Origin of the sequence: Streptomyces sp. NPDC002886, assembly GCF_042888445.1 — a bacterium.
Classification (GTDB): Bacteria; Actinomycetota; Actinomycetes; order Streptomycetales; family Streptomycetaceae; genus Streptomyces.
Window position 1 is genome coordinate 359,138 of sequence record NZ_JBIAPV010000001.1, and the last position, 12,281, is coordinate 371,418.

General features: G+C 72.9%; 13 protein-coding genes, 1 tRNA gene and 1 riboswitch. Of the genes, 7 read left to right on the forward strand and 7 right to left on the reverse strand.

The genetic code is table 11. The annotated features are described in order from the left end of the window. Window positions 1–24: 24 nt before the first annotated feature. On the forward strand, window positions 25–414 hold the full coding sequence (locus ACFYYB_RS01495; RefSeq protein ID WP_389432542.1) for a VOC family protein: 390 nt from the start codon (window positions 25–27) through the stop codon (window positions 412–414). A gap of 44 nt (window positions 415–458) precedes the next feature. On the opposite strand, the gene ACFYYB_RS01500 is transcribed toward ACFYYB_RS01495, so the two are convergent. The 4 genes from ACFYYB_RS01500 to ACFYYB_RS01515 form a co-directional block, all read right to left on the reverse strand. Then, window positions 459–1,295: an ABC transporter ATP-binding protein gene (locus ACFYYB_RS01500; protein ID WP_389432544.1), complete on the reverse strand. Its 837-nt coding sequence runs from the start codon at window positions 1,293–1,295 to the stop codon at window positions 459–461. Continuing rightward, window positions 1,292–2,347, reverse strand: a complete 1,056-nt coding sequence (locus tag ACFYYB_RS01505; RefSeq protein WP_389432545.1) for a FecCD family ABC transporter permease — start codon at window positions 2,345–2,347, stop codon at window positions 1,292–1,294. Before ACFYYB_RS01505 ends, ACFYYB_RS01500 begins: the two co-directional genes overlap by 4 nt. Next, on the reverse strand, window positions 2,344–3,336 hold the full coding sequence (locus ACFYYB_RS01510) for an ABC transporter substrate-binding protein (protein WP_389432547.1): 993 nt from the start codon (window positions 3,334–3,336) through the stop codon (window positions 2,344–2,346). Before ACFYYB_RS01510 ends, ACFYYB_RS01505 begins: the two co-directional genes overlap by 4 nt. 37 nt (window positions 3,337–3,373) lie before the next feature. Beyond that, window positions 3,374–3,511, reverse strand: a riboswitch (cobalamin riboswitch). A gap of 9 nt (window positions 3,512–3,520) precedes the next feature. Beyond that, entirely contained in the window at window positions 3,521–4,501 is a 981-nt protein-coding gene (locus ACFYYB_RS01515; RefSeq protein WP_389432548.1) for a helix-turn-helix transcriptional regulator, read from the reverse strand. Window positions 4,502–4,657: 156 nt separating this feature from the next. Between ACFYYB_RS01515 and ACFYYB_RS01520 the strand changes: the two genes are divergently transcribed. Both ACFYYB_RS01520 and ACFYYB_RS01525 read left to right on the forward strand, forming a co-directional pair. Beyond that, complete coding sequence (locus ACFYYB_RS01520; protein ID WP_389432549.1) at window positions 4,658–5,116, forward strand: hypothetical protein; 459 nt, start codon at window positions 4,658–4,660, stop codon at window positions 5,114–5,116. A gap of 110 nt (window positions 5,117–5,226) precedes the next feature. Then, a complete protein-coding gene (locus tag ACFYYB_RS01525; protein WP_389433442.1) occupies window positions 5,227–5,760 on the forward strand; it encodes an NUDIX domain-containing protein in 534 nt (177 codons plus the stop codon). 4 nt (window positions 5,761–5,764) lie between these two features. Here ACFYYB_RS01525 and ACFYYB_RS01530 read toward each other — a convergent pair whose 3' ends face one another. The 3 genes from ACFYYB_RS01530 to ACFYYB_RS01540 all read right to left on the reverse strand — a co-directional run bounded on the left by ACFYYB_RS01530 (window position 5,765) and on the right by ACFYYB_RS01540 (window position 7,026). Continuing rightward, complete coding sequence (locus tag ACFYYB_RS01530) at window positions 5,765–6,238, reverse strand: hypothetical protein (RefSeq protein ID WP_389432550.1); 474 nt, start codon at window positions 6,236–6,238, stop codon at window positions 5,765–5,767. 70 nt (window positions 6,239–6,308) lie between these two features. Next, complete coding sequence (locus ACFYYB_RS01535; protein ID WP_389432551.1) at window positions 6,309–6,821, reverse strand: GNAT family N-acetyltransferase; 513 nt, start codon at window positions 6,819–6,821, stop codon at window positions 6,309–6,311. Window positions 6,822–6,950: 129 nt separating this feature from the next. After that, window positions 6,951–7,026, reverse strand: a tRNA-Trp gene (locus ACFYYB_RS01540). A gap of 425 nt (window positions 7,027–7,451) precedes the next feature. Between ACFYYB_RS01540 and ACFYYB_RS01545 the strand changes: the two genes are divergently transcribed. From ACFYYB_RS01545 to ACFYYB_RS01560, 4 genes are all read left to right on the forward strand, one after another. Beyond that, window positions 7,452–8,783 (forward strand): glycoside hydrolase family 18 protein, encoded by a 1,332-nt coding sequence (locus ACFYYB_RS01545; RefSeq protein ID WP_389432552.1) that lies wholly within the window; start codon window positions 7,452–7,454, stop codon window positions 8,781–8,783. A 79-nt stretch (window positions 8,784–8,862) separates the two neighbouring features. Beyond that, on the forward strand, window positions 8,863–10,119 hold the full coding sequence (locus tag ACFYYB_RS01550; RefSeq protein WP_389432554.1) for a serpin family protein: 1,257 nt from the start codon (window positions 8,863–8,865) through the stop codon (window positions 10,117–10,119). A 43-nt stretch (window positions 10,120–10,162) separates the two neighbouring features. Beyond that, entirely contained in the window at window positions 10,163–11,377 is a 1,215-nt protein-coding gene (locus tag ACFYYB_RS01555) for a serpin family protein (protein ID WP_389432556.1), read from the forward strand. Continuing rightward, on the forward strand, window positions 11,374–12,258 hold the full coding sequence (locus ACFYYB_RS01560) for an aldo/keto reductase (protein WP_389432558.1): 885 nt from the start codon (window positions 11,374–11,376) through the stop codon (window positions 12,256–12,258). The genes ACFYYB_RS01555 and ACFYYB_RS01560 overlap by 4 nt, the downstream gene beginning before the upstream one ends. The last annotated feature ends 23 nt before the right edge of the window (window positions 12,259–12,281 follow it).

Sequence of the window (12,281 nt, forward strand, 5' to 3'; positions counted from 1 at the left end):
TGTGCCTTTCGGAGGCATCCACTCATGACGGTTCAGCTCAACCACACGATCATCCACTCCCGTGACCACCGGGAGTCGGCCGAGTTCCTCGCGTACTTCCTCGGCCTGGAGGTCGGAGCCCCCTGGGGCCCCTTCATCCCCGTCGAGATCGCGAACGGCGTCACCCTGGACTTCGCGACCATCCCCGCCGAATCCATCACCGCACAGCACTACGCGTTCCTCGTCTCCGAGGCCGAGTTCGACGTGGCCTTCGAGAAGATCAAGCGGGCGAGGATCACCTACTTCGCCGACCCGCACGGGCTCCACCCCGGCGAGATCAACCACAACGACGGCGGCCGAGGCGTCTACTTCGAGGACCCTTCGGGCCACGGCATGGAACTGATCACCGTCCCGTACGGCGGCTTCAAGAAGTAAGACCCGTGCCCGCCCGGCCGCACCGGGCGGGCCCCGTCCAGAGGTCAGTACCCCGTTCGCCCCCCGTCCCGCGGAAGGTAGACGATGTGCGGCGCACCCGTCGTCGGGTGGGCGGCGACGTGGGTGCGGACCCCGTAGACCTCGGCCAGCAGGGGTTCCGTCAGTACCTCCGCCGGGGTGCCGGAGGCCGCCACGCGTCCGCCCTCCAGGACGTACAGGCGGTCGCAGTACAGGGCCGCCAGGTTGAGGTCGTGCAGGACCAGCAGGGCGGTGGCCGGCAGGGCACGGACCAGCCCGAGGATCTCCAGCTGGTAGCGGATGTCCAGGTGGTTGGTCGGTTCGTCCAGCGCGAGCAGCCCGGGATCCTGCACGAGGGCGCGGGCCACCAGGGCGCGCTGGCGCTCGCCGCCCGAGAGCTCGTCGAAGCGGCGGCCCGCGAGGGCGGCCGCGCCGACGGTCTCCAGGGCCCGTGCCACGCGGCGCACGTCGTCGGGTCCGTCCTGCTCCCAGAAGCGCTTGTGCGGGCTGCGCCCCATGGCCACCACCTCGCGCACGGTCAGCCCGAAGGTGCCGGCCGCGTCCTGGGGCACCACCGCCACCCGCCGGGCGCGGTCCCTGACGCCCAGCGAGGCCGCGTCCACGCCGTCGAGCAGCACGCGTCCGCCGGTCGGGCGCAGCGCGCCGTAGACGCAGCGCAGCAGGGTGGTCTTGCCGCTGCCGTTGGGGCCGACGATTCCGACCGTCTCGCCGGGGCGGGCGGTGAGGTCGATCCCGTGCAGCAGCGGCTGCCCGTCGATCTCGTACCGGACGCCTTCGACGGCGAGTCCCGCCGCCTCGGCCGCTGCCCGCGCCACCGGACCGGTCGGCCGTCGCGCCCTCATCCCACGACCCCTTCTGTACGGGTGGACCTGCGCAGCATCCACAGGAAGAACGGCCCGCCGACGAGCGCCGTGACCACGCCCACCGGGATCTCCTCCGGCGCGGCGGCGGTACGGGCGATCAGGTCGGCCAGGGTCAGGAACACCGCCCCGCCCAGCGCGGCCACGGGCAGCAACGCCCGGTGCCCGGCTCCGACGACCATCCGCGCGGCGTGCGGGATCATCAGCCCCACGAATCCGATCGCCCCGCTGTAGGCCACCAGTACGCCGATGACGAGCGAGGTGAGGACGAACACGGCGGCCCGGAACCGGCCGGTGTCCAGGCCGAGCGTCTGCGCGCCCTCCTCCCCCGCGAGCAGCAGGTCCAGCGGCCGGGCCAGGGCGATGAGCGACCCGGTGCCCAGGAGCAGGGCCCCGGCGGGCAGGGCCAGTTCGCTCCAGCGTGCCCCGCCGAGCCCGCCGAGGGTCCAGAACAGCACGCTGCGCACCTGATCGGGCTGCGCGGACAGCACGAGGACCAGGCTGGTCAGCGCGGATAGCACGTACTGGACGGCGACTCCGGCGAGGATCAGCCGGCCGGTGGTCATGGCACCGCCGCGCCGGGCCATCGCGTAGACGGCGACGAGTGCGCCCATCGACCCGGCGAACGCGGCGAGCGGGAGGGCGGCGGTGCCCGCGAAGCCGAGGAATCCGGCCCCGAAGACGATCACCAGCACCGCTCCGGTGGAAGCCCCGGAGGAGGCCCCGAGCAGGAACGGGTCGGCGAGCGGGTTGCGGACGAGAGCCTGGAGCACGGTTCCCGCGACGGCCAGTCCCGCGCCGACGACGGCCCCGAGCAGGACGCGCGGCATGCGCACGTCCCACACGATCGCCCCGAAGGCGCCCCCTCCGGCCCGGGGCCCCGGCCCCGCGAGCACGAGGTCGAGCACCTCGCCCGGGGGGATCCGTACCGGCCCCAGGACCAGCCCCGCCAGGGCCGACGCGGCCAGGGCGGCGGCCAGCAGGGCCAGTACGACCGGGGTACGGGTGAACGCTCGGGCGGCCCGGAGCCTCACGCGGCGTCGGGGTGGAGCTGGCCGCCCAGCGATTCGACGGCGTCCGCGACGCGTACGCCGAGCACGGCGGAGGACAGCGGCAGCACGACGAACCGCTGGTTCCTGATCGCGGGGACCTGGGCCAGTGCCGGGTCCTTGAGCAGGCGCTGCTTCTTGGCTTCGACGGTGGTGCCGCCGTAGTCGTAGATGAGGACGACCTCGGGCTTGCGCTCGATGACCTTCTCCCAGGACACGTCGCCGAAGGTGTCCTGGAGGTCGGCGAATACGTTCGTGCCGCCCGCGAGCGAGATGATCTCGTTGCCGATGCCGTTGCCTCCGGAGGTGAAGGCGGAGGCCTCGCCCGAGTCGTAGACGAAGACGGCGGGCCTGTCCTTGTCCTTCAGGCGTGCGGTGACGGCGTCGATGCGGCGCTGTTCGTCGGCGATGAGCCGCTCGCCGCGCTCGGGGACGCCGAAGGTACGTGCCACCTCGGTGATTTCGGTCTTGAGCTGGTCGAGGCCGACCTTGCCCTCGGTGCAGTACTCCACGCTGAGGCGGGAGTTGACACCGGACTTCGCGAGTCCCTCCCGGTCGCGGCCCTGCGCCTTGTCGAAGGCGCTGGAGTAACCCCCGTACACGAAATCGGGGTTGGCGCCGAGGAGGACCTCCCGGGAGGGGTACTCCTTCGCCAGCACCTTGATCTTGTCGTACGCGGACCGGTAGGCGGGCAGTACGGCGTCGTCCAGGTAGGCCGTCCCGACCGTCTTCCCCTCCAGCCCGAGGGCCAGCAGGATCTCGGTGGCGTGCTGGTTCATGGCGACCGCACGCCGCGGCGGTGCCTGATAGGTGCTGGTGACACCGCAGTTGGTGACCGAGTACGGGAAGCCGGGCGCGGCGCCCGCCGCGGCCTTCGCGTCCTGCGCCACGGGTGATCCCCCGCAGGCGGCCAGCGGTATCAGGAGGGGTACGGGCAAGAGCGCGCGCAGCAGCGCACGGGGGTACGAAGACATGGTGGAGCCTCTCCCGGGGATCCGCGTCCCCTGGTCGAACCGAAAGAGGCGGTGCGTCAGTGTCTGACTCCCGGGGCCCCGCGCGGGGGCGTCCGGTCACAGTGGCGGGACCGCACCGGATTCGCACCGGTTTCCTGTCCTGCACCGCCTGGATAACGTGGCCCAGTGTGCCAGAAGGGCGACGTCAGCGTTCCGCCCGCACCGCGCCGGCCACCCGGGAGGCGAGGGCGCGCAGCGCCTCGTCGGAGGGGGATCCGGGCTCGGCCGTGTAGAGGTAGAGGGTCTGGTCGGGATCGTCCGGGAAGGTCAGGGACTCGTATTCCAGGGCCAGTTCACCGACGTCGGGGTGCCGGAACCTTTTGGTGCCGTGGGTGTGCTCGAGCACGTCGTGACCGGCCCACCAGCGCCGGAAGTCCCGGTCGAGCGAACTCAGTTCCTCGACGAGCGGGCCCAGATCCGGATCGTACGGGTGCCTGCCGGCGTAGAACCGCAGCGCGGCCACGACTCCGCGCGCGGCGCCCTCCCAGTCGGCGAAGAGCTCGCGGGCGGCGGGGTCGCGGAAGAGGAACCGCGCCAGGTTGCGGCCGCGCCGATCCGGCGCACCCGACTCCGGGGTAGGCGACCCGGGGGCGCCCGACCCCGGGGTACCCGACGCCGGCGCACCCGACCCCGGCGCGCCGAAGTCGGCGTACAGGGCCTCGGCGAGCCGGTTCGCGGCCAGGACTTCGAGCCTGCGCCCCATGATCATCGCCGGGGTGCCGTCCTCCAGGGCGTCCAGGACCCGGTACAGGCCCGCCCGCACCCGCTGCGGGCCGTCGGCCTCCGCGCGGCCGGGGGCGTCGGCGGCGCGACCGGGCCCGGTGGCCCGCTGGGGCCGGGCCAGCTCGAAGAGGTGGGACCGCTCGGTGGCGTCGAGCCGCAGCGCACGGGCCACCGCGTCGAGGACCTCGGCGGAGACGTGCTGGGTACGGCCCTGCTCCAGCCGGGTGTAGTAGTCGACGCTGACCCCCGCGAGCTGCGCGACCTCCTCGCGCCGCAGCCCGGGCACGCGCCGCCTTCCCGGGTGGGCGGCGGCCCCCACCTCCTCGGGGCCGATCCGGGCGCGCCGGGAACGCAGGAATTCCCGCAGGTCGGAACGGGGATCGGGCCCGGCGGTGGCGGTCATTCCCCCAGGCTAGGCGTTCTCCCCGGGTTCCTCCGGCACCTTCGCACCGGGCCGGCCGGCCGCGCACCGGGCCGGCGGCGGCGCGGCGCGTCACAGCCCGGTCACAGCGGCCCCCGCGGGGCCCCACCGGGCCCCGCCCCGGGCGACGATGACCCGATGCGCAGACACCACGTGATCACCGCCCTCACCGGCGCCGCACTCCTCGTCCTCGCCGGGTGCGGCGACTCGGACGCCCCGGCCCCCGGCACGTCCTCCGGCCCGGCCCCGGCATCGACCGTGCCGAGCGCCGATCCGAGCGCCGGACGGCCCAGCGCCGATCCCAGCGCGGCCCGCCCCGACAGCGGTCTCCCTCCGAGCCCCGCACCCGCGCAGCGCGCCGCCTACCTGGCCGCGCTGAACACGATCGCCCCCGAGATCGTCAACGGCAAGGACGACAAGGCCGTTTCGCGCGGCCTCGACCAGTGCCAGTCGATGAAGGGCGAGAAGGACCCGGCCAAGCGCGTGGCCGGTGCCAACCAGCGCTTCATCGGCCCCCATCACCCCGACGGCTTCGGCCCCGTCAAGTCCGCCCTGATCGTCGCGGCCGTCCAGGCCAACCTCTGCCCGACGTACTGAGCCCCGCCGGGGGCGCGCACTCCGAGCCGGGGCATGCCGAGGAACCGAAGGGTCCGGGCATGTCCCGGTGCCGTCCCGGTGTCAGACCCCCGCCCTATGGTGCCGAGGTGATGATTCCTGATGCGTTCGACCGCCGGGTCGCAGAGGCCGCGGCCGCCGATGTCCGGCTGGCGAGGATCCACCTCGACGGCGCCGGCCAGTGGTTGACCACCGACGGCCTGGGGTCCACGGCGCCGCTCGCCGCGGAGGTGTGGGTCTTCGACGAGGATCTCGCCCGGGTGCTCCTGGTTCATCACCGATGGCGTGGCTGGGTTCCGCCGGGCGGGAGCGTCGAGCCGGGTGAAACCCCCCGCGAGGGAGCACGTCGCGAACTCTTCGAGGAGACCGGCATCGCGGTGGATCTGCTGCCCGAACCCGCGGCGGCGACGGTGCGTTCCTACCGCGCGGAGTGGGCGCCGACCCTCGGGCTGTCGTTCGTCGCGATCGCGAGTGCGGCGACCCCCTTGGTGGCGGAGAGCGGACAGCCTGCGGCCTGGACGCCCCTCGACGAGGACTGGGCCGGCTACTTCCCCCAGGACGCGTCGTATGTCCGCCGGCACGCCCGATGGCTGCGCGAGACCTCCGGCCGCCGACAGGCCCTGTGATCCTCTAGCTCACGTGGTGGCGTGCCCAATCGGAGACACCGCCCAGCCGGACGGCGGCCTTGGCGGGGTCACCGGTTCGGGTGGGCTGGCCCACCTCGAAGTCGTGGCCGGTCAGGCCGGTTTCGTCCTCGACGATCCGGGCGATGCGGTAAGCCAGTTCCATCACTTCCAACGCCGCCGCACCCGAGTGGCGGTAGGGGACCTCGATGTGGGCCGTGTCCCCGCAGTAGTCGAGCTGTACGCGCCCCGGCGGGCCGAGCGTCTCAAGGGTGAGGCTGTACAGGTACTCCGCCGACTCGACAGGACCGATGTCCCGGGAGACTCGGCGCAGGGTCCGGTCCCACTCGCCGCGTTGCGCGTCGGTGACGCGAAGCAGCGGCAGGTCGGCATCGGGATCGAAGTCGGCGTTGAGGCCCTCGAGCGTTTCCTGAAGCGTCAGGCCCGGCCGCACCCGCACGAGCACGATGTCGTAGGTCACCGGGTCAATCTACGGTGTCCGTGAGGTCGCGCCGGATGGCGTCCGCTTGGACAGGCCGACCCGGCATCGGTCAGGGCGCGTCCGATTCCGACACGCCTTCTTCTTCGGTCTTGAAGGTACGAAACCCGCGGCGGTGGTAGTTGGGCAGCGCGTTCGGGTTGTCGGCCGACGACGTGTGCAGCCACACCCGGCGCACGCCGGGCACCAGATTCCAGCCCTGCCGGATCGCGAGCGTCAGCGCATGGCCGCCGAGCCCCTTCCCGGTGAACTCGGGCAGGAGCCCGAACGTCCTGATCTCGACGTCGGCACCCGGGTGGAGGTCGTAGCAGACCACGCCGGCCGGCTCGTCCCCCAAGCGCAGCAGCCAACAGGTCCGGTCCGGATGCCCGGCGAACCACTCCTGCCACTCCTGGGGACTGCGGCGGGCACTGCGCCACCGGTACGGCGCACCGATCCTGGCCATCAGGCCGGGAACCAGCGACAGGTCCGCGTCCACAGCGACGAGCGCGAGTTCCGGAACCGGAACACCGGGCACGAGCTGACCGGGATCCGTCATCTCTACATACGTCACGGTCTTCGTCACCGAAGAAGGCTACGCGCCCAGGACCGAGGGGAAGGGGCCTCTGCCTCCTAGTGGACTCCAGAGACGAAGAAGTCCCCCGGCCTTGATCGGCCGGGGGACTGCAAACAGGCTTTCACCTGCTCCTTCGTCTGGCAGGGGTGGCAGGGCTCGAACCTACGACAACCGGTTTTGGAGACCGGTGCTCTACCAACTGAGCTACACCCCTTCGGTGAGACCAACCATGCCACGGCGCACACCGAAGATCCACTGAATTCGGTGATCAAACGCGGGAAATTTCGTCCCGGGTCCACGCGCCGGCGGATCCGAGCCAGCCGCTGAGCGGACGGTCTCCGCTGGTCAGGAGCATGTCGAGTGGCGCCTGCCCGCCGGGGACGATCCAGCTGGTGTCCGCGCCTTGAGACCGCAGGTATTGAGTCGTGGACAGTTGCCTCCACAGCGGCCTGTACACCGCCTCCCCGGCTCGCCAGCGATGCCGGTCAGTGGAGCCTCCCCCGATCCGAGCAGGCCGAACGCCCGCCCGGGCGGACCGAGTTGCTCCACCCCCTTGACCCGCTGTGGTCCAGACCAATAGTTTCCGCATGCACAGCGCACGCGCCCCGGCACCACTCACCGCATCCGCAAAGGAAGCCCATGCGCCGCAGCATGCTCGGCAAGCTGGCAGTCGCCGCCTGCTCCCTCTCCCTGCTGACCGCCTTCGCCCCCGCCCACGACGGCTCCGGCCACGAGGGCTCCGGGCACGGCCGCTCGTACAAAAAGGTCGGCTACTTCACCCAATGGGGCGTCTACGGACGGGACTTCCAGGTTCAGGACCTGGAGAAGAACGGCAGCGCGAGCAAGCTCACGCACATCAACTACGCCTTCGGCAACATCAGCGCGGAAGGCAAGTGCTTCACCGGCAACATTCCCGGTGAGGCCGACGCCTGGGCCGACTACGTCCGGCCCCTGGACGCCGAGAACTCGGTGGACGGCGTCGCCGACGACTGGGTGCAGCCGCTCGCCGGCAACTTCAACCAGCTCCGCGAGCTCAAGGCCAAACACCCCGGCCTCAAGGTCCTGCTCTCCCTGGGTGGTTGGAGCTGGTCGACGCACTTCTCGGACGCCGCGCTCACCCCGGCCTCCCGCAAGGCCCTCGTGTCCTCCTGCATCGACCTGTACATCAAGGGCAACCTCCCGCAGGACGGCACCCGCGGCGGGGCGGGTTCGGCCGCGGGGATCTTCGACGGGTTCGACATCGACTGGGAGTGGCCCGGCTCGTCGGGCGACACCGACACCACCTACCGCCCCGAGGACAAGAAGAACTTCACCGCGCTGGTGAGCGAGTTCCGCACGCAGCTCGACGACTACGCACGCAGCCAGAAGCGGAAGGCGAAGTACGAGCTGTCCGCCTTCGTCCCGACCGCCCCCGCCAAGATCGACGCGGGCTTCGACGTCCGCCGGATCATGCGCGACCTCGACTTCGTGACCCTCCAGGGTTACGACTTCCACGTCTCCGGCGAGGCCACCACCGCCCAGCAGTCCGCGCTGTACGCGAGGAACGACTTCAGCGTCGACGGCACGGTGGACGCCTGGGAGCGGCGCGGCGCGCCCGCCCACAAGCTCGTGATGGGCATGCCGTTCTACGGGCAGGGCTGGACCGGCGTCAGCGGCGGCGGGGACGGCATGGGGCAGCCCGCGACGGGTCCGGCGCCGGCCGCCTGGGCGAACGGGTACGCGGACTACAAGGAGCTCAAGCAGCTCGCGGCGTCCGGTACGTACAAGCTCCACCGGGACCGCCGCAACGGCAGCGCCTGGCTGTTCGACGGCAGCACCCTGTGGACGTACGACGACCCGACGGTGCTGCGCACCAAGACCCGGTACATCCGCGAGGAGGGCCTCGGCGGCGCGATGTTCTGGTCGCTCGACGCGGACACCGCCGACGGTGAGCTGATGACCGCGGTCGACGAGGGCCTGCGCGGCCACTGACGGCCCCGCCCCCGAACAGCGCCGCCGGGGCGTGGAAAACGACCCGTCCCGGCGGCGCCCCAACCCTTACGCTCCCCGCATGAAGACGCAGACGGTACGAGCGGTCAACGCACTCACCTCGCGCTGGGCCGGCCGGTCCGTGACGGACGGCGAGGGCGCGGTCCTCACCGCCGCCGGTGTCTGGCCGCTCCTGGCCCTGCTCGCCGACGGGGCCGCGGGACCCGCTCGAAGCGAGCTGGAGGAAGCCCTCGGGATACCCGCCGGCACGGCGGCCGAAGCCGCCCGGGAGTTCCTCACCACCCTGGACGGCGTACGGGGCCTGCGCGCCGCCACCGGCCTGTGGACCGGCCGGGAGCTCCCCCTGGAGGCGGCCTGGTCGGCCCGGCTCCCGGCCGGGACCCGGGCCACGCTGACCGGCGACGAGGACACCGACCGCAAGGCCCTGGACGCCTGGGCCACCGAGCGCACCGACGGCCTCATCGAGAAGATGCCGGTCGAGATCGACGGGGAATCCCTCCTCGTGCTCGCCTCGGCGCTGGCGCTGCGCCTGCGGTGGATCCAGCCCTTCGAACCCTGGCCGTCCTGGATCGAGGAAGGCCCCTGGGCCGAAGCGACCCTCGGAGCCGTGCAGGGGCTGAGCCGCCGTACGGCCCTGCTGGACCGGGCCGGCGTGGCGCATGCGCCGACGGGTCCGGTGACCCTGCTGGAGGTGGTGGGCGACGGCGGGGTCGACGTCCACCTCGTCCTGGGCGAACCGCAGGCCCCGCCGGGCCAGACCCTTCAGGCGGGCATCGCGGCGGTCACCCGGGCGATCCCGACCACGGGCGCGAGCCTGCTCCCCGAGGGGAACCCCGGGCCCGGCCTGCACATCGGCCGGGTTGCCTCCGTCGACCGCCACCCCTGGCTGAGCATCAGAACGGTGGCCTTCGAGGCGCAGGCCGAGCACGATCTCCTCGCCTCCCCCGGGCTGTTCGGGCTGGCGAGCGCCTCGGACACGCGGACCGGACACTTCCCCGGCATCAGCAGCGATCCCCTGGCCGTCGGTTCGGCCCGCCAGGCGGCAGTGGCGCGCTTCCACGCCGAGGGTTTCGAGGCGGCGGCCGTCACCGCGATGGGCATGGTCGGCGCCGGCATCCCCCGTGCCACCTACCACGTCCGGCGGGCCGAGGTCAGCTTCCACCGTCCCTTCGGCTTCCTTGCCGTCCACCGGACCTCGCGCCTGGTGCTCGCCGCGGGCTGGGTGGCCGAGCCCCTCCCGTACGAGGAGGAGGAGAAGGACCACGAGGCGGAGGAAGCCGAGGCCTGGGCGAAGTTGGATGCGGAGGAATGGGGCTGAGCCGCTCCCGCTCCGCCCGGCCCCTCCCCGTAGGCTCCGTTCCATGGACAACTCGACGGTGGAGGCGGTCAACCGCCTGACGGCACGCTGGGCGGCGCGGTCCACGGACGCGCGGGCGACCGAAGGCACGGTGTTCACGGCGGCCGGGCTCTGGCCGCTGCTGGCCCTGCTCGCGGACGGCGCCGACGGCCCGGCCCGCACCGAACTGCAAGAAGCCCTCGGGATACCCGCCGACGAGGCCGCCGGGGCCGCCCGCGAACTGCTGACCGCCCTGGACGGCGTACGGGGCCTGCGCGCCGCCACCGGCCTGTGGGCGCGGCGGGACCTCCCGCTGGAGGCGGCGTGGTCGGCCCGGCTGCCCGCCGGGACCCGGGCCACGCTGACCGGGGACGAGGACACCGACCGCAAGGCCCTGGACGCCTGGGCCTCCGAGCGCACCGACGGCCTCGTCGAGAAGATGCCGGTCGAGGTCGGTCCGCACGTCGAGCTGGTCCTCGCCTCTGCGCTCGCCCTGCACCTGACCTGGGAGCAGCCCTTCTCCGAACGGCAGGCGCGGCCGGCGCACGGACCGTGGAGGGAGCGCCGCCTGCGCGGGCTGGCCGTCACCCACGCCTTCCCCCGGCGGATCCGGGTGGCCCGGGGGCCCTCCGGCCCGGTCACCCTGCTCCTCGTGCCCGGCGCCCTCGGTGCGGACGTGCACCTGCTGCTCGGGGAGCCCGGGGCCGCGCCCGGGGACGTCCTGACGACCGGGATCGCCGAGGTCACCGGCGCGCTCTCGTCCTCGACCGCCGAAGAGCTTCCCATCGGCGCCGCGGGGCCCGGGCTGTCCCTGAGCACGGTGGACTCCACCCGTCCCGAACCCGTAGTCCGCATCTGCACGGTGGCCTTCGACATCCGCGCCGAGCACGACCTGCTGCAGCGGGCCGAACTGTTCGGGCTCACCTCCGCGGCCGCCCGCCCGGGCCACTTCCCCGGGATCTCCGCCGTCCCGCTCGCGGTCGGCTCCGCGCGCCAGTCGGCCGTGGCCCGCTTCCACGCGGAGGGGTTCGAGGCCGCGGCGGTCACCGCCGTCGGCATGTTCCGCGGGGCCCGGGTGGTCCCCAAGCACCGGGTCCGGCAGGCCGCGTTCGACGTGGACCGGCCCTTCGGCTTCCTCGCCGTCGACCGGGAGTCCGGTCTGGTCCTGTTCGCGGGCTGGGTCACGGACCCCGACACCCTTACCGACCCCGACACCCCCACCGATACTCTCACCCGATGACTTCCGACAAGATCACCGCGGCCGACTCCGGCACCTGGTTCCTCGGCGACCTCCCGGTCCGCCGCGTCGGGTTCGGCGCGATGCGCCTCACGCACCTCGCCGACGGCTCCCCGAGCGACCGCGACCGGGTGACCGGGGTGCTGAGACGGGCCGTCGAACTGGGCGTCAACCACATCGACACGGCCGCCTTCTACTTCTCCCCGACCCGCTCCGCCAACGAGCTCATCAACCGGGCCCTCGCCCCGTACGCCGACGAGCTGGTCATCACCACCAAGGTCGGGCCGGGCCGCGACGCCGCCGGCGAGTGGTGGTGGGCCGAGCCCGGGCAGCTGCGCGGGCAGGTCGAGGAGAACCTGCGCCAGCTCGGCCGCGACCACCTGGACGTGGTCAACCTGCGCGTCCCGCGCCAGGCGACGACCGGTTCGATCGCCGAGCACTTCGGGGCCCTCGCCGAGCTGCGCACCGCCGGACTGATCCGGCACCTGGGCGTGTCCAACGTACGGCCGGACCACCTGGCCGAGGCGCGGGCCATCGCGCCCGTGGTCTGCGTGCAGAACGCGTACGGGATCGGTTCGCCGGCCGAGGAGCACGCCTTCCTCGACGCGTGCGGCGAGCAGGGCATCGCCTTCGTCCCCTTCTTCGCGATCGCGGGCGCGGGCAAGGAGGCCGGAGGGGTCACCGAGGAGGGTCCGGCGGTACGCGATCTCGCGCGGGCCCACGGGGTGTCCCCGGCCCAGCTCCGCCTGGCGTGGACCCTGAGCCGGGGCCCGCACGTCCTCGCCATCCCGGGCACCGGGAACCCGGACCACCTGGCCGAGAACGTCGCCGCCGGCGCGCTGCGGCTGTCGGCCGAGGACACCGCCCGGCTCGCGGCCGCGTAGCAGCCGTCCTTTCTCCGCCGAGG

Excerpts from the sequence above, each read along its gene's own strand:
- ACFYYB_RS01495 (WP_389432542.1), top strand. The coding sequence starts at position 25 with ATGACGGTTCAGCTCAACCACACGATCATCCACTCCCGTGACCACCGG.
- ACFYYB_RS01500 (WP_389432544.1), bottom strand. The coding sequence starts at position 1,295 with ATGAGGGCGCGACGGCCGACCGGTCCGGTGGCGCGGGCAGCGGCCGAG.
- ACFYYB_RS01510 (WP_389432547.1), bottom strand. The coding sequence starts at position 3,336 with ATGTCTTCGTACCCCCGTGCGCTGCTGCGCGCGCTCTTGCCCGTACCC.
- ACFYYB_RS01515 (WP_389432548.1), bottom strand. The coding sequence starts at position 4,501 with ATGACCGCCACCGCCGGGCCCGATCCCCGTTCCGACCTGCGGGAATTC.
- ACFYYB_RS01520 (WP_389432549.1), top strand. The coding sequence starts at position 4,658 with ATGCGCAGACACCACGTGATCACCGCCCTCACCGGCGCCGCACTCCTC.
- ACFYYB_RS01525 (WP_389433442.1), top strand. The coding sequence starts at position 5,227 with ATGATTCCTGATGCGTTCGACCGCCGGGTCGCAGAGGCCGCGGCCGCC.
- ACFYYB_RS01545 (WP_389432552.1), top strand. The coding sequence starts at position 7,452 with ATGCGCCGCAGCATGCTCGGCAAGCTGGCAGTCGCCGCCTGCTCCCTC.
- ACFYYB_RS01550 (WP_389432554.1), top strand. The coding sequence starts at position 8,863 with ATGAAGACGCAGACGGTACGAGCGGTCAACGCACTCACCTCGCGCTGG.
- ACFYYB_RS01555 (WP_389432556.1), top strand. The coding sequence starts at position 10,163 with ATGGACAACTCGACGGTGGAGGCGGTCAACCGCCTGACGGCACGCTGG.
- ACFYYB_RS01560 (WP_389432558.1), top strand. The coding sequence starts at position 11,374 with ATGACTTCCGACAAGATCACCGCGGCCGACTCCGGCACCTGGTTCCTC.